This is a genomic window from Bradyrhizobium sp. CB1015 (assembly GCF_025200925.1).
GTDB lineage: Bacteria > Pseudomonadota > Alphaproteobacteria > Rhizobiales > Xanthobacteraceae > Bradyrhizobium.
Genome location: NZ_CP104174.1, coordinates 6,601,945 through 6,618,966 on the forward strand (window position 1 = coordinate 6,601,945; position 17,022 = coordinate 6,618,966).

Below are 17,022 nucleotides of genomic sequence, written 5' to 3' on the forward strand. Positions count from 1 at the left end.
GCCTATGCGCATTCTGATCGTCGACGATCATCCCATCGTCGCCTCCGGCTGCCGTGCCGTGCTGGCCGACGAAGGCGAGATCGAGATTCTGGAGGCCGCCGACGCCGAAGACGGCGAGTGCGTCTTCATCGTCGAACGTCCCGACCTCTGCATCATCGACATCAATTTGCCGACCGTCTCCGGATTCGAGCTCGCGCGCCGCATCCTCGGGCGCGCGCCCGAGGCCCGCATCATCATGTTCAGCATGAATGACGACCCCGCCTTCGCCGCGCGCGCGATCGAGTGCGGCGCCAAGGGCTATGTCTCCAAGACCGGCGACCCCGACGACCTCGTCGAGGCGATCCGCGCCGTCGGAAGCGGCGGCACCTATCTTCCGACGGCGATCGCGCGCAGCATCGCCTTTGCGGGGCCGACGCTGGCGCAAAACCCGCTGTCGAAGCTGAACGCGCGCGAGATGGAGATCCTGCGGCTGCTCAGCGCCGGCAAGAGCCTGTCCGAGATCGCGTGGCTGGTGCAATCGTCCTACAAGACGGTGGCCAATACCTCGTCCATCATGCGCCAGAAGCTCGGGGTGAAGACCTCGGTCGAGCTGGTGCGGCTGGCGATCGACAGCGGCGTGGCCTGAGGACGCCACGAATTCGGTCACACAAGCGTTGCAATCTTGATGTGGTGAGATGCCACGGAGTCCTTGGGCATGACGATTCAGACTGTCTCGACCAACAAATCCTATGGGGGCGTGCAGGGCGTCTATCGCCATGCCAGCCAGGCGACCGGAACCGACATGGTGTTCTCGGTCTATATCCCGCCCCATGCGGACGGGGCCAAGCTGCCCGTGGTCTGGTACCTCTCCGGGCTCACCTGCACGCATGCCAACGTCACCGAGAAAGGCGAATTCCGCAAGGCCTGCGCCGAGCTCGGCCTGATCTTCGTCGCGCCCGACACCTCACCGCGCGGTCCCGACGTGCCGGGCGATGCCAACAATTCCTATGATTTCGGCCTCGGGGCCGGCTTCTATGTCGACGCCACGCAAGAGCCGTTCGTGCGCAATTATCGCATGTGGAGCTATGTCACGGACGAGCTGCCGAAGCTCGTTGCGGAGAACTTCCCGGTCGATGCCAGGCGGCAATCGGTGATGGGACATTCGATGGGCGGCCACGGCGCGCTGACGGTGGCGCTGCGCAACCCGCACCGCTTTCGCGCAGCCAGCGCGTTTGCTCCGATCGTGGCGCCCTCGCTCGTGCCCTGGGGCATCAAGGCGCTGACCGGCTATCTCGGGCCGAACAAGGATTCCTGGCGCAACCACGACACGGTGGCGCTGATCGAGGACGGCGCGAAATTCTCCGGCTTCCTGGTCGACATCGGCGAGGCCGACAATTTCCTCAAGGAGCAGCTCAAGCCCGAGCTGCTCGAGGCCGCCTGCGCCAAGGCGGACATCCCGCTGACGCTGCGGCGCCAAGCGGGCTACGACCACAGCTATTATTTCATCTCGACCTTCATGAGCGATCATCTGCATTGGCATGCAGCAAGATTGACGGCGTGATCAGCACCGCCTCAAAGGAGAGACTGTCACCCCACCCCGCTCGCGCTTTGCGCGATCGACCCTCCCCCTCCAGGAGAGGGTAAGAGTCCCCTACTCACGGCTTGCCGTAGTTCGGCGCCAGCAGGCGGTTGCGGATGAGATAACTCATCGTGCGCGACCAGGATTCATCCGTGTTGCCGCGCATGTCGGCGCTGGCGGCGGTGATCATGTTGCCGGTCTTCACGTCGCGCAGATAGATATTGAGATTGATGATCAGGTTCGAGACCTTTTGCACGAGGCCGGTGATCTCCAAATCGGCGCCGAGCTGCGCGGCGAGCTTGAGGTCGCAGCCGCCGCAGGCCTGCAGGTTCGCGTGACGGGCGGCCTCCCTTACCGGTGCGATGTCGAGCACCAGGAACCGGCCCGACTCTGCCAATTCCTTGCGCAGCTGCTCGCTGATGCGCACGAGCCGCGCCTCTTCCGGCTTGGAGCCGTAGAACTCGCCCGGCAGGCTGGTGTCGATCAGTTCGAAATCGAACACCGCGAGCTTCGGCGGGTCGGCAAGCGCGGCCGAGCCCGTCAACAGCAAAGCTGCGATCGCCAATAATGCTCGCATGATCGTGATTCCCGACCGCGCGCGCGGGGGGACGAAATGCGGGGTTGCATGGCCTGACAAATTGGTCATGCTTGAAGCAGAGACAATTCTTCACCGGCGGTCAAGCCGGGGAGATCGTCCGGAGGAAGCATGATCCGATGGTTGGCCGGCCTCATCGGCTTTGGTCTTGCCGCGACGAGCGCGCTGGCGGCCGATCCTGTCACGGTCGGCGTCGGCTATCTCGGAATCGCCGGCACCCGATCGACGCTGTCGCTGGTCGAGCAGCCCGCCGAGAATGACGGCGTCGCCGGCGCGCGCCTTGCCATCGAGGACAACAACACCACCGGGAAATTCACGGGCCAGCGCTTCACGCTGGAGGAGCGCCGCATCAGGGAAGGCGAGGACGTGGCGCAGGCCGCGACCGCGCTCGCCGAGAAGAACGGCTTCATCATCGCCGATCTGCCCGCCGATGCGCTCCTGAAGGTCGCGGACGCCCTGCGCGACCGCGGCACGCTGCTGTTCAACGCCGGCGCGATCGACGATCGGCTGCGCGAGGCCGATTGCCGCGCCAACGTCATCCACACCGCGCCGACACGCGCGATGCTGGCGGACGCGCTCGGCCAATATCTGGTGTGGAAGAAGTGGTCGCGCTGGCTGCTGGTGGTCGGCTCGCACGACGAGGACAGGCTGTTCGCCGATGCGCTCCGGCGTACCGCGGCGCGGTTCGGCGCCAAGATCGTGCAGGAGCGGACCTTCGAGGATAAGGGCGGCGCGCGGCGCACTGACAGCGGCGTGACGCAGATCCAGCGCCAGATTCCTGTCTTCACGCAACAGGCGCCGGCCTATGACGTGCTGGTCGCCGCCGACGAGAGCGAGGTGTTCGGCGCCTATCTGCCCTATCGCACCTGGGATCCGCGCCCGATCGCGGGCTCGGCCGGCCTCGTGCCGCGCAGCTGGGACGCATCGCAGGACCAGTGGGGCGCGATCCAGATGCAGAACCGCTTCATCAAGCTGAATTCGCGGCGAATGACGGCGCTCGACATGCAGGCCTGGACGGCGGTGCGCATGATCGGCGAAGCCACCTCGCGCACCAATTCCGGCGAGGTCAAGAAGGTCACCGATTTCATCAAGGGCCCGGATTTCTCCGTCGCCGCCTTCAAGGGCACGCGGCTGACCTTGCGCGACTGGAATTGGCAGCTGCGCCAGCCGATCCTCTTGGTCGACGGCCGCATGGTGGTGTCGGTGTCGCCGCAGGAAGGATTTCTGCACCAGGTCTCCGAGCTCGACACGCTCGGCTACGATCGCCCGGAGAGCAAATGCAAGCTGAAATGAGCATTGTGATGCGACAGAGTCACCGCAGAGATGGTGCGCTCCCTCTCCCGCTTGCGGGAGAGGGTTGGGGAGAGGGTCTCTCCGCTCGCGAGGACCCCCAAGAGAGAGCCCTCTCCCGTATCGCATCTGTCGATGCGATACGACCTCCCCCGCAAGCGGGGGAGGTGAGCACCACCCGCGGACAGAGATCGCACATGCTAAGAGCAGCGTTGCTAGTGGTTCTGGCGACCTCCGCACCACCCGCGCATGCTTTCATCGCCTATGTCTCGAACGAGAAGAGCAACACGGTCTCGGTGATCGACACCGACAGCTGGACCGTGACCAAGACCATCAAGGTCGGCCAGCGCCCGCGAGGCATCGATTTCACCCGCGACGGCAAGTTCGTGATGGTCGCGGTCGGTGACGACGACACCATCCAGGTGATCGACGCCAAGACGCAAAGCGTGGTAGACAGCCTGCCCTCCGGACCTGACCCCGAGCTGTTCGCGCAGGATGCCGCCGGCAAGACCCTCTATGTCGCCAACGAGAACGACAACACGGTGACCGTGATCGACCTCGAGAAGCGCGCCCGTCTCGGCGACATCCAGGTCGGCGTCGAGCCCGAAGGCATGACCATCAGCCCTGACGGCAGGACGCTGATCAATACCTCCGAAACCACCAACATGGCGCATTTCATCGACACCGCCACGCGCCAGATCGTCGCCAACGTGCTGGTGGACGCGCGGCCGCGCTTTGCCGAGTACAAGCACGATTCGTCGGAAGTGTGGGTATCGTCGGAGATCGGCGGCACCGTCTCGATCATCGACCCCAAAAAGCACGAGGTGATCGGCAAGGTCACGTTCGAGATTCCGGGCCTGCGGAAGGAGGCGATCCAGCCGGTCGGGATCGGCATGACCAAGGACGACAAGACCGCGTTCGTCGCGCTCGGCCCCGCCAACCGCATCGCTGTGGTCGATGTCGCCTCGCGCAAGGTGACGAAATATCTCCTGGTCGGACAGCGGGTCTGGCACATGGCGTTCACGCCGGACGAGAAATATTTGCTCACCACCAACGGTGTGTCGAACGACGTCTCCGTCATCGACGTCGCCGCGCAGAAGGTGATCAAGACCATTCAGGTGGGCGAGCTGCCCTGGGGCATCACGATCGCGCCATGACCAGCCCCGCCCCGATCGCCGAACCGCAGGAGACGCCGAGACCGGGAGCGGCCACGGTGCCGGCGTTGTCGATCGACGGCGTCAGCCATGCCTATGGTCCGCGACGCGCATTGATGGACGTGTCCTTCAATGTGCAGCCCGCGAGCTTCACGGCGCTGCTTGGCCTCAACGGCGCCGGCAAGAGCACGCTGTTCTCGCTGATCACGCGCCTGTTCGGCATCCAGTCCGGCCGCGTCGGCATTTTCGGGCACGACGTCAGCAAGAGCCCCGGCGAGGCGCTGCGGCTGCTCGGGGTCGTGTTCCAGCCCCGCACGCTCGACCTCGACCTGTCGCTGACGCAGAACCTGCTCTATCACGCCGCGCTGCACGGCATCGGCCGCCGCGAGGCCTCGCTGCGCAGCGCCGAGCTGCTCGGCCGCATCGGCCTTGTCGATCGCGCTGCGAGCAAGGTACGCGATCTCTCGGGCGGACAGATGCGGCGGCTGGAGATTGCCCGGGCGCTGCTGCACAGGCCGCGTCTCTTGCTGCTCGACGAGCCGACTGTCGGCCTCGACGTCAAGGCACGCGCGGACATCATCAGCCACGTCCGCCAGCTCGTGACCGAGCAAGGCATCGGCGTGCTCTGGGCCACGCACCTGTTCGACGAGATCATGCCCAGCGACGATCTCGTGGTGCTGCACCAGGGCAAGGTGCTGGCTCAGGGGCCGATGAGCCGCGTCGTCGCGGAAGCGGGTGCGCAGGACGTCAATACCGCCTTCATGCGCTTGACCGGCGCGCAAATCATGCCGGGAGGCGGCGCATGAGCAGCATCACAACGCGCGAGGCGCCGCGCGGCTTCTCGTTCGCTGAGTACATGACCTGCCTCACAGGCATCGTCTGGCGCGAGGGCCTGCGCTTCCTGCATCAGCGCGAGCGCTTCGTCTCGGCGCTGGTGCGTCCCTTGGTGTGGCTGTTTATCTTTGCCGCCGGCTTCCGCCAGGTGCTCGGCATCTCCATCATCCCGCCTTACGAGACCTACATCCTCTACGAGGTCTATATCGCGCCCGGCCTGATGGCGATGATCCAGCTCTTCAACGGCATGCAGTCCTCGCTGTCGATGGTCTATGACCGCGAGATGGGCAACATGCGCACCCTGCTGGTGAGCCCGCTGCCGCGTGGATTCCTGTTGTTCTGCAAGCTGCTCGCGGGCACCGCGGTATCGCTGCTCCAGGTCTATGCGTTCCTGCTGATCGCCTGGCTCTGGGACATCACCCCGCCGCCCCAGGGCTATCTCACCGTGCTGCCGGCGCTGATCCTGTCGGGGCTGATGCTGGGCTCGCTCGGCATGCTGATCTCGTCGGGCATCAAGCAGCTGGAGAACTTCGCCGGTGTCATGAACTTCGTGATTTTCCCGATGTTCTTCGCCTCCTCCGCGCTCTACCCGCTCTGGCGGGTGCAGGAGGGCAGCCCCTATCTCTATTACCTCTGCGAGGCCAATCCGTTCACCCATGCGGTCGAGCTGATCCGCTTCGCGCTGTATGGTCAGGTCAACTGGATCTCGCTGGCGGTGGTCGCTATTTGCACAATCGTCTTCATGATCGGCGCGATCCTGGCCTATGATCCCTCGCGCGGGCTGGCGCGACGCGGGCCTGCGGGAGGCGAAGGATGACGGTTCGGGTTCTGGCCAGTGCTGTCCTGGTGCTCGCTGTTGCGAGCACGGCGGCGCACGCTGCCGATCCGCGCTATCCGGACTGGCCGTGCACCCAGGCCAAGGTGCCGGAGATCTCGCTGGCCGCCGTGTGGGCTGGTCCGCCGCTCGACGACGTCCAGAACAAATGGAAGGACGACGCCAGGATCAGCGCGCTCGTCGCGAAACTGGCGGCGCGCAAGACGCCGCTGGATGAGGCGGAAAAGCTGGTGAAGGAGTTTCTCGCAGGTTCCGCTGCCGACAAGTCCGCGAACGCCAGGCTGCTGTTCGCCGGCCTGTTCGACACGCTCAGCGCCCAGCGCGCCCAGGTCATGAATGGGCTCGAACGCGTCAGCCGCAAGCAGCGCGATGCCGCCGACAAGATCCGCGAGGACACGCTTCAGCTCCAGTCCCTCCAGAGTGCGACGCCACGTGACGAGGCGAAGGTCGAGGCGCTCAGCAACGAGCTGATCTGGAAGACCCGGATCTTCGAGGACCGCCACAAGGTGGTGCGCTTCGTCTGCGAGGTTCCAACCTCGATCGACCAGCGCCTGTTCGCGCTCGGACGCGTGATCCAGCAGGAAATGGAATAGCGTCAGTTGCGCTGACGGCTCACGAAAAGTTCCCGCAATCGCCTCAGCAACGTTAACCTTTCGCCGCGCTATCTGCCGGAACCAAATCGATTTATCATGGCTTGTCGAAGTGAACTCCAGACGTCGGGAGGCCGCGATGGGAACCACAAGATTCATGTTCGCGGGCGCTGCGGTCCTCAGCATGCTCGCAACCAGCGCCTTCGCTGACGACATGACCGGGATGATCACGCGGATCGATCGGCTCAACGGCACGATCTCGATCCAGCAGACGCAGAAAGGTACGGTCGGCGCCAGCGCAAGCAGCGCCGGCGCGCTGCAGGAGTACAAGGCCAAGGATGCCGCGATGCTGGATGCCGTCCATGCCGGTGACAGGGTGAGCTATTCCGCGACCGAGACCAACGGCACGGGCACGTTGACGAAGTTGCAGAAGCAGAAGCCGTAGCACTGTCTTTCGTCTCCCGCTGGCAGGACAGGCAGAGCACCTACGCCCAATCCTTATTGATCTGGGCGCGGCTCCGGCTGCGCTTCCTCGGTCGGAAGTTTTGCTCCCTCCCAGCCGTCAGTGCCGTCCGGATACCAGGCGACATTGGAATAGCCGTACCCCAATGCGCGCTTGGCGGCGTTCCAGGACATCCAGCAATCGGCGAGGCAATAGATCACCAGCAGCGCGGCCTTGTCGCCGCGTGAGGCGCGCGCGAGGCCGCGCTGGAGATAATCGTCCATGGCCGGCGGCAAGTTGCCGTAGCCGGTGTCCGGCAGCCAGAGGCTGCCCGGAATGTTCCTGCGCGGCGCATCGCGCCACACCGTGCTCGCAGGAAGGTTCTTCGGTTTCGGCGGGCGCGGCATCACGTCGACGAAGGCGCCGCTGTTCGCACGCCAGATCGCCTCCGCCTCGCCGGTCGTGAGCACGCGCGCGCCGGCAAGCGTCGCCGGCACCGGCGCGCGGTAATTGTCGGTGCGATAGCCCTCGGGCTCGAACGGCTCCTGCTGCTGCGCCAACGCCGGCGCCACCAGCAGGGCAACGACGAACGCAGCGGCAGGCGGCCGGCTCATGGCGCCTTCTTGGCCGTCTCCGCGCCGAGCGGCCGGTTGCTCTCGTCCAGCAGCGGCACGCCGAAATCGAGCAGGATCTTGTTGATCTCGCCCTGGTTCTCCTGGATGACCCGATTGAGCTGCCGCTTCCAGTTCTGGTCGGCAGGACGCACGCCCATGCCGATGCGATAGACCAGCTTCGGCCCGGTCGTCTCCTTGACCAGCGGCGTGACGTGCAGCGCGGAGCCGGCCTTCTTCGCATAATAGCCGGCCATCGGTCCCCACAGCACGCCGGCGTCGATCTTGCCGGCAGTGAGGTCCTCGATCATGGCCTGCGCCGAATTGTCGAAGCGTGTGTCGATCATCAGCGGATAGGGTTTTGCGTCGCCCATCAGGCCTGCCAACGCCATATTCGTCGCCGGCGGCGTGCCGGCGACGATGCCGATATGCTTGCCCTTCAGGCGTGCGTCCTCCAGCGTGTCGACGTCCTCGAGCCCGCTGCCGGTCTTGGCGACCAATGCATAGGTCGTGCGGTAATAGGGATTGGTGCCCTGCACGAGGTCGTCGCCCTGCGGGAAGCCCATAATGACGTCGCAGCGATGCGCACCCAGCGTCATGCGCACGAAGCCGGAGGCCTGCGGGAAGAAGACGTAATCGAGCTTCTTCTGCAGCTTGTCCGCCAGAAACTCGGCGAGCTTGTTCTCGAAGCCCTCGCCCTTCTCATTCGAGAAAGGCAGGTTGCGCGGGTCGGCGCAGACGCGCAGCACCTTCGGATCGACCAGCTCGAATGAGAGATCTCCGGTCTCGCTGGTCTGCGCGATGGCGATATCGCCGAACGCACAGGATGCGAGCACGATCCAGAGTGAAAACCACCAGCGACGATGTCGTCGGGCCTGCGTCATCGCGCTTCCTCCTCGTTTTGTTTGAATGTTATCCATGCAACGCATGACGCGCCACGTATGCCAACTTTTGCCGGGTTTGCCTTGTTGCAGTGCAATGAGGCCAATCCTTTGAACTGAGGCGGAAAAGTGTCTCGCATCGCTCTCGTGATCGCAGCCTTGTCCCTGGTAGCAGCGACGCTAGCACGCGCCTGGACGGCCGAATTGCCTGTGAGCGAAGTCGCGCCGGGAATCTTCGTACACTCCGGGACCATCGCGCTGATGAGCCGCGAGAATGAGGGCGATATCGCCAATGTCGGCTTCATCGTGGGAGATGATGCGGTGGCCGTGATCGACACCGGCGGCAGCCTGCGCGAAGGCGAAGCGCTGCTGGCGGCGGTACGCGCGCGTACGCAGAAGCCGATCCGCTATGTCATCAACACCCATGGCCATCCCGACCACGTCTTCGGCAATGCCGCCTTCGTGGCGGAGGGAACCAGCTTCGTCGGCCACAGCAGGCTGCCGCAAGCGCTGGCGAGCCGCGGGCCGTTCTATCTCGACAATTTCAGACGCATCATGGGCGCCGAGTTGATCGATCCGGTGAAGATCGTGCCGCCGACCCTGCTCGTGACGGACACGCTGACGCTGGATCTCGGTTCACGCCGCTTGGCCCTGCGGGCATGGCCGGCCGGGCACAGCGACAACGATCTGACCGTGTTCGACGAGACCACCAAAACCCTCCTTGCCGGCGACCTCGTCTTTCTCCGCCACCTTCCGGTGATGGACGGCAGCATTCGCGGCTGGCTCGCCACGCTCAAAGAGTTGGAGACGGTCCCGGCGCTGCGCGTTGTTCCCGGTCACGGCCCCGTGGGCGACTGGCCTGCGGCGCTGAGCGAAGAACGGCGTTACCTGTCAACGCTGCTGTCCGACGTCCGCGCCCTGAACAAAAAGGGCGCGCCGATCCGCACTGCTGCGGACAAAGCGGCCGCTGAGGAGCGGCAGCACTGGCAGCTGTTCGAGGACTACAACGCTCGCAACGCAACTGCAGCATTCTCGGAAATTGAATGGGAATAGCGGGCGCGCTACGCTGGCAGGAGATCAGCTTCGCTTGATCCGAGGAGCACGACCATGACGGGATGCACACGCCGCCTGCCCCTGATCGCCCTGCTCATCGGCATCGGCTTGGCCGCGCCGGCGCAGGCGGAAGAGGCCTACGATCCCTGGCCGGGCCTGGTGCAGGACATCTTCAGCAACCGGCCGATGAACGACGGCGCCGAGGTCATCGGCATCGAGATGCCCTATCGCGCCGAGGATGCCGCCATCGTGCCGGTGACGCTGCGCAGCAAGCTGTCGCCCGCCGACAGCAGACGCATCCGTTCGATCACGCTGGTGATCGACCGCAACCCCGCGCCGATGGCCGCGAAGTTCGAGCTCGGCATGGATGCCAATGTCACGGAAATCTCGACCCGCGTGCGCGTCAACAATTACACCGACGTGCACGCCGTGGCCGAGCTCAGCGACGGCCAGCTCTACGTCTCGAAAGTCTATGTGAAGGCCTCCGGCGGCTGCTCGGCGCCGGCGGCAAAGAACGTGGAGGAAGCCAAGAACCGGCTCGGCCAGATGCGCTACCGGCAATTCGCCCGAGAGGACGGTCCGGCTAGCCGCATCCGTGAAGCGCAGATCATGATCGGCCATCCCAACAATTCCGGCCTGCAGATGGACCAGGTCACGCAGCTCTATATCCCCGCCTTCTTCATCAACCAGCTCAAGTTGACGCAGGACGACAGCCCTGTGCTGTCGATGGACGGCGGCATCTCCATCTCGGAAGATCCCAACCTGCGTTTCACCTACGTCTCCAACGGCGCCAAGCGTTTCCGTGCTGAGGCGAAGGACACGGACGGCCACGTGTTCCGCAATGAATGGGACGTCGAGAAGCCGGGGACGTGAGCGAGGAGCACCACCCTCCCCTGGAGGGCAGGGCTATCGCTTTGAGAGCTTTTCCCGGCGGCCATCCTTCGAGACGCCCGCTTTGGGCGGGCTCCTCAGGATGAGGGCGGAGTGCGCGGCAGCAGTTTCAACGAGCACTGACGCTGATTAGCCTCATCCTGAGGAGGCGCGTCAGCGCCGTCTCGAAGGACGAGGCGTGCGCGCAGGCCGACGTCACAAGTCATATGCGATAGCCCTGCCCTGGAGGGGGAGGGTCGGCTCACATTGAGCGCAGCGAAATGTGAGACGGGGTGGGGTGACGGTCTCTCCGCATCCGACACTGCCCGAGTGGAGAGATCACCCCACCCCGCTCGCGCTGCGCGCGATCGACCCTCCCCCTCCAGGGGAGGGTGAGACACCGCGGCACAATTTAGAAACACCTCACCTCGGCTTCCGCTTGCGCGCGCCTCAGGTCATTCACCGCCGAGTTGGCCTGCTCCGAGGTGCGAAACTGCACGCCGAGATTGCCGCGCACTTGCGACATGCTGAGCGCGGTCTCGGCGGTAACATAGCGCTCGTAGGGCACGATCGAGGCGACCACGTCGATCGAGCAGGAACATTGCTCGATTGCGGACCGCGTCTCACCATTGGCCTTCATGCAGCCATAGACGTATTCGGCGCGCGCCGCGGTGGGATAATCGTTGGCCTCTTCCGCCCGTGCCACGCATACGCTCGCAGCGAGCGCCGTCAATGCGGCGACAATCGGTCGTAGCCGTCCGGCCAAATTCATGCGCGTCCTCCCGCTGGTTGCGACCAAGGCTATGCTATGCCTATTGTGCTGAAAAGCACTCTGTCAGAGGAAACGGCTCACAAGGTGATGAGAGTTTTGGCACGATTATTGGCGCTCGCAACGGCGCTGACGCTGGCCGCACCGGCCGGCGCCGCGGATACGATCCGCCTTGCGGTGCAGAAGACCGGAACATTTTCGTGGGAGCTGGCCGCGATCCGCAGCGCCGGCCTCGACAAGGAGGCCGGCCTGTCGCTGGAGGTAACCGAGCTCGCGAGCACGGAGGCCGGCAAGATCGCGATGCGCGCCGGCAGCGCCGACATCATCCTGTCGGACTGGCTGTGGGTGTCACGCGAGCGCGCGCTCGGTGCCAAGCTCACCTTCTATCCCTATTCCAGCGCGCTCGGCGCCGTGATGGTGCCGGCCAATTCGCCGATCAAGACGCTCGCCGACCTCAAGGGCCGCAAGCTTGCGGTCGCTGGCGGGGCGATCGACAAGAGCTGGCTGCTGCTGCAGGCGCGGATGAAGCAGGACGGCATCGACCTGAAGTCGGAAGCAACCATCGTCTACGGCGCCCCGCCCTTGATCGCCGCCAAGGCGCTGGACGGCGAGATGGATGCGAGCCTCAACTTCTGGAATTTCTGCGCCCAGCTCGAGGCCAAGGGTTTCAGGCGCCTGACCGGCATCGAGGACATCTTGCCGAAGCTGGGCGCCAAAGGCGCGGTTGCCGCGGTCGGCTATGTCTTCGACGAGAGCTGGGCCGCAAGCCATAAGGACGCAGTCGCGCGTTTCATCGCGATGACCCGCAAGGCGAAGGAGCTGCTGGCGACCTCGGATGTGGCCTGGAACAAGGTCGCGCCGCTCACCGGCACGAGCGATACTGCCCTGCTCAAGACCTACCGCGACCGCTACCGCGACGGCATCCCGCGCCGGAGCATCGACGACGAGGAAAAGGACGCGCGCGTGCTCTACCGCGTGCTGGCCGAGATCGGCGGACGCGAGCTCGTCGGCCCCGCAGCCGAGCTCGACCCCGGCACCTTCTATCACGCGGTCCCCGGAGATTGAGGTGCTGCGCCTGCTCTCGTTCGCCCTGTTCCTTGCGATCTGGTGGATTGCCGCGCTCCTCGTCGGCGGCGCAAAACTGCCCTCCCCGCCGGCGGTGCTTCAGGTGATGATCGCGGAAGCATCAAGCGGCGCGCTGTTCCTGCATCTGGGAGCGACGCTGGCGCGGGTCGCGCTCGCCTTCACCCTGGCGATGTCGCTCGGCAGCGCCATCGGCTACCTGATGGGCCGGGTCAAGCTCGCCGACCGGCTCGGCGATCCCTGGCTGATCCTGCTGCTCAACCTGCCCGCATTGGTCGTGATCGTGCTGGCCTATATCTGGGCTGGCCTCACCGAGGCCGCCGCGATCGCGGCGATCGCGATCAACAAGCTGCCGACCGCCATCGTCACCTTGCGCGAGGGCACGCGCGCGCTCGATCGTTCGCTCGACGAGATGGCGAGCGTGTTCGCGATGCCGCGCTGGCGCGCCTTCCGCCACGTCGTGCTGCCGCAGCTTGCACCCTATATCGCGGCCTCTGCCCGCTCCGGCCTGTCGCTGGTGTGGAAGATCGTGCTGGTCGCCGAGCTGCTGGGACGGCCGAACGGTGTCGGCTTCGAGATCGGCGTCGCCTTCCAGCTGTTCGACACGCCGCGGCTGCTGGCCTATTCCCTGACATTCGCCGCCGTCGTGCTCGTCATCGAAACCTTGCTGGTGCAGCCGTTCGAAGCCCGCGCAAACAGGTGGCGGCCCCGTGCGGCTTGAGGTCGATATCACCGGCAAGACCTTCAGGAGTGCCGCGGGCGGAACGCACGAGGTGCTGGCGCCGGTCAAATTCGCGCTGCAATCCGGTGAGGTCGGCGTGCTGATCGGCCCGTCCGGTTGCGGCAAGAGCACGATGCTGCGCATCATCCTGGGACTGGACCACGATTTTGCAGGCCATGTCGCGCGGCCGCCGGAGGCGCGGATCGGCATGGTGTTCCAGGAGCCGCGCCTGCTGCCGTGGCGCTCGGTCGAGCAGAATGTGCGGCTGGCTGCACCCGATGTCCCTGATGCCAAGCTCACCGAGCTCTTCAGGATTTTGGAGCTGGAAGCGCATCGCGACCACTATCCCGGTGAGCTCTCGCTGGGTTTGGCCCGGCGCGTGGCGCTCGCCCGCGCCTTTGCGGTCGAGCCGGATATTCTGGTGCTCGACGAACCGCTGGCATCGCTCGATGACGCTCTCGCCGGACGCCTGCGCGATGAGATTGCAACGCTCGTCGCGAGCCGGCCGGTGATGACGCTTTTGGTGACACACAGCCTGGACGATGCAGTGCGGCTGGGCGACCGGCTGTTCTTCCTGTCGCCGCGGCCGGCGCGGATCGTGGCCGAGGTGCCTATCGGCATCCCGCGCGACACACGCGGCGAAGCCGAGATTGCGGCGATCAAGGCCGGCCTCGCCCAACGAACTCAAGGCGACCGCACTGAGCGAGATACCTCATAGCCGGTCGCCTGGCGGACGTGCTAGACTAAAGCGCGATGAGATTTGGATGAATCGTCATCGCGCTTTAGGTTGTTGTTTGCGCATGATCTTTCCGGAAAACCGCTTCGCACTTTTCCGGATCATGCTTTAGGCCGGCGGCGGAGCTGATGATGACGCGGACGGTCGCCTTCGCAACGCTTGGTCTTGCAGCGCTTGACCTCGCATTCGTTGCGATGACGGCGGGCGCGCAGGACATGATGCGTGGTGTCGACCTCACCTCCCCCGCGATGGTTTCGGCCGAAATGACCAGGCCAGAGGTCGAGGGCGTGCTGGCCAAAGCGAGCGCCGCGCAACCTGCCGATTTCACCGGCAAACGTCTGTCGGGTCTCGATCTCTCGGGGCTGGACCTGTCCAATACGGTTCTCCGCGCGGCGCGGCTCAACAAGACAATACTTCGAGACGCCAGGCTGGACGGTGCGATCCTCGATCAGGCGTGGCTGCTGGATGCGGATCTTACCGGCGCAAGCCTGAAGGGCGCCAATCTGTTCGCCTCGCAAATGGCCCGCGCGCGTCTCGACGGCGCGAACCTGTCAGGAGCACGCATCGCTGCCGACCTCACCGGCGCGAGCCTGGTCGGCGCCTCGATCGCGGACGCGCATCTTGGCGCCGATATGCGCAACCAGTCGATGGGGCTGATGCGCGCGGTGCTGAGATCCGCCAAGCTGGAACGGCTGAACGCGCGCAACGCCGATTTGTCGCGCGTCGACCTCGAATTCGCAGTCCTCAGGGGCGCAGATCTGAGCGGCGCATCACTGAAAAACGCCCAACTCGGCGGAGCCGATCTGACCGGCGCCATCGTCATCGACGCCGATTTCGACGGCGCCGATCTCGTCTCGACGAAGCTGATCGCACCGAACGGCCTTGACCGCGCCAAGAATTTTGACAAGGCAAAGAACCGCGAGCGCCTGATCAGGGAATGACGGCGCCCTTGGGAGGACTGGCTGATGCGTGGGGTTCTTGCTTTGATCACGTTGTTGACGCTTGCCGGCGAAGCCGCCGCGCAGACCAAGGGCAAGGGCATAAGGCTCTGGAATCTGACGACGGAGACGATCTCCGGCTTCCAGCTCGCGCCGGCCGGCAAGACCGACTGGGGTCCGAACCAGTGCTTGAATGACAAGGACAAGGAGGTCGACCACGACGAGCGGCTCCGCATCACCGGCGTCGAGCCCGGCCGCTACGATGCCAAGGTCAGTTACCCCAATGCGCGGCAGTGCATCGTCCGCGATATCGAGATCAAGGCGGATGCAGTGTTCTCGATTGCCGACAAGGATCTGAAGGAATGCACGAAGTAGCCTTTAAATAGATTCTTGGAATAGATGCTTGAATAGATGCTTGCGCCCTACGCCTTGTCATTCGGGTGCGGATACTCGCAACGCCACCGCACTGCCTGCCATTTGGGATGCTCGCCGATCCATTGCGCGATATAGGGCGGCGCGGCCATGACGCATTGGCGGGGCGACCCGGAATAGTTGAACACCAGATGCTGCTCTTCGCAGGTCGCAGGCGAGAGCACCGCGCACACAGTCACCACCAGGTCAATCGGGTTCATGCCGGGATCCTCTCGCAAGGGGCGATGGAGAGATTAGCACATGGAGCTACGCCCCAAGGAGGGGGAAGTTTCAAAGCGCCGAAACCTCGTCATGGCCGGGCTTGTCCCGGCCATCCACGCATGCCTCGTGGAACAAAGAACGTGGATGCCGGGGACAAGCCCGGGCATGACGACTTTCCGCGCTAGAAATTCACGCCGAACACCAATCGCGCCTGATGCCGCTCGAAATTGACGAGGTCGAGATTGCCGCCTGTGCCGGCCGGGCGCCCCCAGGCCTGCATGCTCCAGCTCATGGTGAGCCGGGAACGCTCGGAGAGCTGGAAATAGGCGGTGGGGCCGACGAACAGGGCCTGGCCTGCGAACTCGCCGAGGCCGATGCCTTCATATTGCCGGAAGTAGCGCGCCTCGCCGCCGAGCAGCACATTGGGGCGCACCCGCACCAAGCCGGCGAACGCGGCGCCGATCGTCGAGCTCTTCTCGGATGCCCCTCCGATCTCGAAGCGCGCCCATTCCGGCTGGTAGATCAGGTTGAGGGCGCCGATGGCGAAGTTCGGGATGAGTTCGCGGTCGAAGGCGAGCGTGAATTCGGTGCCGTACATCCGCCCTTTCGCGCCGCTGGTCTCGTCGATGCGGTCGCCGTGGAGCTCGGCCGCAACCGTGAGGCCGAATGGCGCGCGCTCGCGGTCGAGCAGGCGATAGCGCAGGTCGAGCGAGGCGCCCTGGAAGTTGAACTGGCGGCGATCGTCGATATCAGGGACGCCGGTGATGTCGTGCAAGCTGGCGGTGCCGCCGACCTCGATACGAAAATTCGGCAGCGGCACCACCTCGATCTCGAGCTCCTGCGCGAGGGCGCGATAGGCCACCCCGCCTTTGCCGAAGCGCCCCGTCGTCTGGCTCTGGAATTCGCGCTCGCCGACATTGCCGACATCGGTGCCGATCATGAAGCCGAAGATGTGCTCGGTATCAAAGCCTGCCTCGGCGCTGGTGCGTGCCGGCGCCAGCACGATCGCGCACACGATCACCGTCCAGAACTTGCAGGCTCTGCCGTCCATCCCGTGCCCCAAAGGCGCGCCGCTGTGATGCGGCAGCAGCGCTGACCGAGCACCAGCGTAACACACTGCCGCAGAGCACGGTCGAGATTTTGCGGGAGAGAATTGAAGCCCCTCCACGTGCGGCTTTTGCGCCGATCCGCAAAGCATGGAGCACGGCGAGGCGGAGATCCGACACTGCCACGGCTCCGACGGCGTTCGCCATCGAAGCCGCGGCAGGTCATTAGTCTTACTTGCGCGAAGCGCAGGCGTACATGTTGATTTCCATGCCGACCGGCACTTCCACGATCTTCGGAGCTTTCCAAGCCATTCGGGTCTCCCAAGGTATTGAGCGCGACATCGCGCAGCAAAAAACCTAGGGCTGCGTCAAGTGCAGTTCAA

22 protein-coding genes are annotated in these 17,022 nt (G+C 64.8%); 15 read left to right on the top strand and 7 right to left on the bottom strand.

Going from position 1 to position 17,022, the window contains the following annotated elements; genetic code table 11:
• The first annotated feature begins 4 nt into the window (after positions 1-4).
• Both N2604_RS30985 and fghA read left to right on the top strand, forming a co-directional pair.
• Positions 5-625, top strand: coding sequence for a response regulator transcription factor (locus N2604_RS30985; RefSeq protein ID WP_260371809.1), 621 nt, complete (start codon positions 5-7; stop codon positions 623-625).
• A gap of 69 nt (positions 626-694) precedes the next feature.
• A complete protein-coding gene (gene fghA / locus N2604_RS30990) occupies positions 695-1,540 on the top strand; it encodes an S-formylglutathione hydrolase (protein ID WP_260371810.1) in 846 nt (281 codons plus the stop codon).
• Positions 1,541-1,634: 94 nt separating this feature from the next.
• On the opposite strand, the gene N2604_RS30995 is transcribed toward fghA, so the two are convergent.
• Complete coding sequence (locus N2604_RS30995; protein ID WP_260371811.1) at positions 1,635-2,204, bottom strand: DUF3280 domain-containing protein; 570 nt, start codon at positions 2,202-2,204, stop codon at positions 1,635-1,637.
• A 60-nt stretch (positions 2,205-2,264) separates the two neighbouring features.
• Here N2604_RS30995 and N2604_RS31000 point away from each other — a divergent pair, with 60 nt between their 5' ends.
• The 6 genes from N2604_RS31000 (at position 2,265) to N2604_RS31025 (ending at position 7,301) form a co-directional block, all read left to right on the top strand.
• Positions 2,265-3,446: an ABC transporter substrate-binding protein gene (locus tag N2604_RS31000; protein WP_260371812.1), complete on the top strand. Its 1,182-nt coding sequence runs from the start codon at positions 2,265-2,267 to the stop codon at positions 3,444-3,446.
• Between the two features lie 194 nt (positions 3,447-3,640).
• Positions 3,641-4,600: a YVTN family beta-propeller repeat protein gene (locus N2604_RS31005; RefSeq protein ID WP_260371813.1), complete on the top strand. Its 960-nt coding sequence runs from the start codon at positions 3,641-3,643 to the stop codon at positions 4,598-4,600.
• Positions 4,597-5,403 carry an ABC transporter ATP-binding protein gene (locus N2604_RS31010; RefSeq protein WP_260371814.1) on the top strand — a complete coding sequence of 269 codons (807 nt, stop codon included), beginning with the start codon at positions 4,597-4,599 and terminating at the stop codon, positions 5,401-5,403. The genes N2604_RS31005 and N2604_RS31010 overlap by 4 nt, the downstream gene beginning before the upstream one ends.
• The gene (locus N2604_RS31015; RefSeq protein WP_260371815.1) at positions 5,400-6,248 is read left to right on the top strand and encodes an ABC transporter permease; all 849 of its coding nucleotides are present in this window, start codon (positions 5,400-5,402) and stop codon (positions 6,246-6,248) included. Before N2604_RS31010 ends, N2604_RS31015 begins: the two co-directional genes overlap by 4 nt.
• Positions 6,245-6,859, top strand: coding sequence for a hypothetical protein (locus N2604_RS31020; protein ID WP_260371816.1), 615 nt, complete (start codon positions 6,245-6,247; stop codon positions 6,857-6,859). The genes N2604_RS31015 and N2604_RS31020 overlap by 4 nt, the downstream gene beginning before the upstream one ends.
• A gap of 136 nt (positions 6,860-6,995) precedes the next feature.
• Positions 6,996-7,301 carry a copper-binding protein gene (locus tag N2604_RS31025; protein ID WP_260371817.1) on the top strand — a complete coding sequence of 102 codons (306 nt, stop codon included), beginning with the start codon at positions 6,996-6,998 and terminating at the stop codon, positions 7,299-7,301.
• A 53-nt stretch (positions 7,302-7,354) separates the two neighbouring features.
• Here the strand turns inward: N2604_RS31025 and N2604_RS31030 are convergent, their stop codons facing one another.
• Together N2604_RS31030 and N2604_RS31035 are read right to left on the bottom strand one after the other, a co-directional pair.
• A complete protein-coding gene (locus N2604_RS31030; protein WP_260371818.1) occupies positions 7,355-7,912 on the bottom strand; it encodes a PQQ-dependent catabolism-associated CXXCW motif protein in 558 nt (185 codons plus the stop codon).
• Complete coding sequence (locus N2604_RS31035; RefSeq protein WP_260371819.1) at positions 7,909-8,793, bottom strand: substrate-binding domain-containing protein; 885 nt, start codon at positions 8,791-8,793, stop codon at positions 7,909-7,911. Before N2604_RS31035 ends, N2604_RS31030 begins: the two co-directional genes overlap by 4 nt.
• A 126-nt stretch (positions 8,794-8,919) precedes the next feature.
• Here N2604_RS31035 and N2604_RS31040 point away from each other — a divergent pair, with 126 nt between their 5' ends.
• Together N2604_RS31040 and N2604_RS31045 are read left to right on the top strand one after the other, a co-directional pair.
• Positions 8,920-9,843, top strand: a complete 924-nt coding sequence (locus N2604_RS31040; protein ID WP_260371820.1) for a quinoprotein relay system zinc metallohydrolase 2 — start codon at positions 8,920-8,922, stop codon at positions 9,841-9,843.
• Positions 9,844-9,897: 54 nt separating this feature from the next.
• Positions 9,898-10,716 (top strand): quinoprotein dehydrogenase-associated SoxYZ-like carrier, encoded by an 819-nt coding sequence (locus N2604_RS31045; RefSeq protein WP_260371821.1) that lies wholly within the window; start codon positions 9,898-9,900, stop codon positions 10,714-10,716.
• A gap of 409 nt (positions 10,717-11,125) precedes the next feature.
• Here the strand turns inward: N2604_RS31045 and N2604_RS31050 are convergent, their stop codons facing one another.
• Positions 11,126-11,485 (bottom strand): hypothetical protein, encoded by a 360-nt coding sequence (locus tag N2604_RS31050; protein ID WP_260371822.1) that lies wholly within the window; start codon positions 11,483-11,485, stop codon positions 11,126-11,128.
• Positions 11,486-11,572: 87 nt separating this feature from the next.
• Between N2604_RS31050 and N2604_RS31055 the strand changes: the two genes are divergently transcribed.
• The 5 genes from N2604_RS31055 to N2604_RS31075 all read left to right on the top strand — a co-directional run bounded on the left by N2604_RS31055 (position 11,573) and on the right by N2604_RS31075 (position 15,335).
• Positions 11,573-12,547 (top strand): ABC transporter substrate-binding protein, encoded by a 975-nt coding sequence (locus N2604_RS31055; RefSeq protein WP_260371823.1) that lies wholly within the window; start codon positions 11,573-11,575, stop codon positions 12,545-12,547.
• 1 nt (position 12,548) lies between these two features.
• On the top strand, positions 12,549-13,286 hold the full coding sequence (locus tag N2604_RS31060; RefSeq protein ID WP_172785569.1) for an ABC transporter permease: 738 nt from the start codon (positions 12,549-12,551) through the stop codon (positions 13,284-13,286).
• On the top strand, positions 13,276-14,004 hold the full coding sequence (locus N2604_RS31065) for an ABC transporter ATP-binding protein (protein WP_260371824.1): 729 nt from the start codon (positions 13,276-13,278) through the stop codon (positions 14,002-14,004). Before N2604_RS31060 ends, N2604_RS31065 begins: the two co-directional genes overlap by 11 nt.
• A 149-nt stretch (positions 14,005-14,153) precedes the next feature.
• Positions 14,154-14,963, top strand: coding sequence for a pentapeptide repeat-containing protein (locus N2604_RS31070; RefSeq protein WP_260371825.1), 810 nt, complete (start codon positions 14,154-14,156; stop codon positions 14,961-14,963).
• 24 nt (positions 14,964-14,987) lie between these two features.
• The gene (locus N2604_RS31075) at positions 14,988-15,335 is read left to right on the top strand and encodes a hypothetical protein (protein WP_260371826.1); all 348 of its coding nucleotides are present in this window, start codon (positions 14,988-14,990) and stop codon (positions 15,333-15,335) included.
• A gap of 47 nt (positions 15,336-15,382) precedes the next feature.
• Here the strand turns inward: N2604_RS31075 and N2604_RS31080 are convergent, their stop codons facing one another.
• The 3 genes from N2604_RS31080 to pqqA form a co-directional block, all read right to left on the bottom strand.
• Entirely contained in the window at positions 15,383-15,592 is a 210-nt protein-coding gene (locus N2604_RS31080) for a hypothetical protein (protein WP_172785573.1), read from the bottom strand.
• A 182-nt stretch (positions 15,593-15,774) separates the two neighbouring features.
• On the bottom strand, positions 15,775-16,644 hold the full coding sequence (locus tag N2604_RS31085) for a hypothetical protein (protein ID WP_260371827.1): 870 nt from the start codon (positions 16,642-16,644) through the stop codon (positions 15,775-15,777).
• A 226-nt stretch (positions 16,645-16,870) separates the two neighbouring features.
• Positions 16,871-16,951 carry a pyrroloquinoline quinone precursor peptide PqqA gene (pqqA, locus tag N2604_RS31090; RefSeq protein ID WP_008562446.1) on the bottom strand — a complete coding sequence of 27 codons (81 nt, stop codon included), beginning with the start codon at positions 16,949-16,951 and terminating at the stop codon, positions 16,871-16,873.
• Between the last annotated feature and the right edge of the window lie 71 nt (positions 16,952-17,022).

Excerpts from the sequence above, each read along its gene's own strand:
- N2604_RS31025 (WP_260371817.1), top strand. The coding sequence starts at position 6,996 with ATGGGAACCACAAGATTCATGTTCGCGGGCGCTGCGGTCCTCAGCATG.
- N2604_RS31075 (WP_260371826.1), top strand. The coding sequence starts at position 14,988 with ATGCGTGGGGTTCTTGCTTTGATCACGTTGTTGACGCTTGCCGGCGAA.
- N2604_RS31010 (WP_260371814.1), top strand. The coding sequence starts at position 4,597 with ATGACCAGCCCCGCCCCGATCGCCGAACCGCAGGAGACGCCGAGACCG.
- N2604_RS31050 (WP_260371822.1), bottom strand. The coding sequence starts at position 11,485 with ATGAATTTGGCCGGACGGCTACGACCGATTGTCGCCGCATTGACGGCG.
- N2604_RS31015 (WP_260371815.1), top strand. The coding sequence starts at position 5,400 with ATGAGCAGCATCACAACGCGCGAGGCGCCGCGCGGCTTCTCGTTCGCT.
- N2604_RS31070 (WP_260371825.1), top strand. The coding sequence starts at position 14,154 with ATGACGCGGACGGTCGCCTTCGCAACGCTTGGTCTTGCAGCGCTTGAC.
- N2604_RS31000 (WP_260371812.1), top strand. The coding sequence starts at position 2,265 with ATGATCCGATGGTTGGCCGGCCTCATCGGCTTTGGTCTTGCCGCGACG.
- N2604_RS31055 (WP_260371823.1), top strand. The coding sequence starts at position 11,573 with ATGAGAGTTTTGGCACGATTATTGGCGCTCGCAACGGCGCTGACGCTG.
- N2604_RS30995 (WP_260371811.1), bottom strand. The coding sequence starts at position 2,204 with ATGACCAATTTGTCAGGCCATGCAACCCCGCATTTCGTCCCCCCGCGC.
- N2604_RS31030 (WP_260371818.1), bottom strand. The coding sequence starts at position 7,912 with ATGAGCCGGCCGCCTGCCGCTGCGTTCGTCGTTGCCCTGCTGGTGGCG.
- fghA (WP_260371810.1), top strand. The coding sequence starts at position 695 with ATGACGATTCAGACTGTCTCGACCAACAAATCCTATGGGGGCGTGCAG.
- N2604_RS31020 (WP_260371816.1), top strand. The coding sequence starts at position 6,245 with ATGACGGTTCGGGTTCTGGCCAGTGCTGTCCTGGTGCTCGCTGTTGCG.
- N2604_RS31080 (WP_172785573.1), bottom strand. The coding sequence starts at position 15,592 with ATGAACCCGATTGACCTGGTGGTGACTGTGTGCGCGGTGCTCTCGCCT.
- N2604_RS31005 (WP_260371813.1), top strand. The coding sequence starts at position 3,641 with ATGCTAAGAGCAGCGTTGCTAGTGGTTCTGGCGACCTCCGCACCACCC.
- N2604_RS30985 (WP_260371809.1), top strand. The coding sequence starts at position 5 with ATGCGCATTCTGATCGTCGACGATCATCCCATCGTCGCCTCCGGCTGC.
- N2604_RS31085 (WP_260371827.1), bottom strand. The coding sequence starts at position 16,644 with ATGGACGGCAGAGCCTGCAAGTTCTGGACGGTGATCGTGTGCGCGATC.
- N2604_RS31045 (WP_260371821.1), top strand. The coding sequence starts at position 9,898 with ATGACGGGATGCACACGCCGCCTGCCCCTGATCGCCCTGCTCATCGGC.
- N2604_RS31035 (WP_260371819.1), bottom strand. The coding sequence starts at position 8,793 with ATGACGCAGGCCCGACGACATCGTCGCTGGTGGTTTTCACTCTGGATC.
- pqqA (WP_008562446.1), bottom strand. The coding sequence starts at position 16,951 with ATGGCTTGGAAAGCTCCGAAGATCGTGGAAGTGCCGGTCGGCATGGAA.